The sequence below is a fragment of the Olleya sp. Ti.3.14 genome, from assembly GCF_038154885.1.
Lineage (GTDB): Bacteria > Bacteroidota > Bacteroidia > Flavobacteriales > Flavobacteriaceae > Olleya.
The window spans coordinates 1-525 of sequence record NZ_JBAKAO010000028.1 but is presented as its reverse complement, the minus strand read 5'-3'; the positions used below and the strand labels follow the sequence as shown (position 1 = coordinate 525).

1 protein-coding gene is annotated in these 525 nt (G+C 40.0%); it reads left to right on the top strand.

Translation table 11 applies throughout. The features are described from left to right. Window positions 1-525: T9SS type B sorting domain-containing protein (locus tag V6251_RS15135; protein WP_341588997.1), on the top strand; the 525-nt coding region annotated here is incomplete at both ends.

Sequence of the window (525 nt, the reverse complement as noted above, 5' to 3'; positions counted from 1 at the left end):
TAGTAACAGATGCAGTTACCGGATGTACTAATGACGACTCTGCAACGGTAGAAGAAAGTGAGCCACCAGTAATCACAGCAGAAGTAACCACAGCAGCCTTTGCAGAAGTACATAACATATCAGTAACCGCAACAGGAAGTGGTGTTTCAATCTTCGAGTTTAGTATAGACGATGGACCATGGGAAACAAATACACCAAATGATGGTATGTATATGTTTACAGACGTAGGAGCAGGAGAGCATATAATAACAGTAAGAGACATTAATGGCTGTGGAGAAGCAAGTATACCAGTAATGGTAATGGACTATCCACACTTCTTTACACCAAATGACGATGGGTTTAACGACACTTGGAACATTTACGGAATAGAAGACCAATTAGATGCTGAGATATACATCTTTGATCGTTACGGTAAATTATTAAAACAATTAAGTCCAAGTGGACTAGGATGGGATGGAACGTATAATGGTAATCCAATGCCAACTAGTGACTACTGGTTTACGGTTGAGTATAGAGAGCCAAACG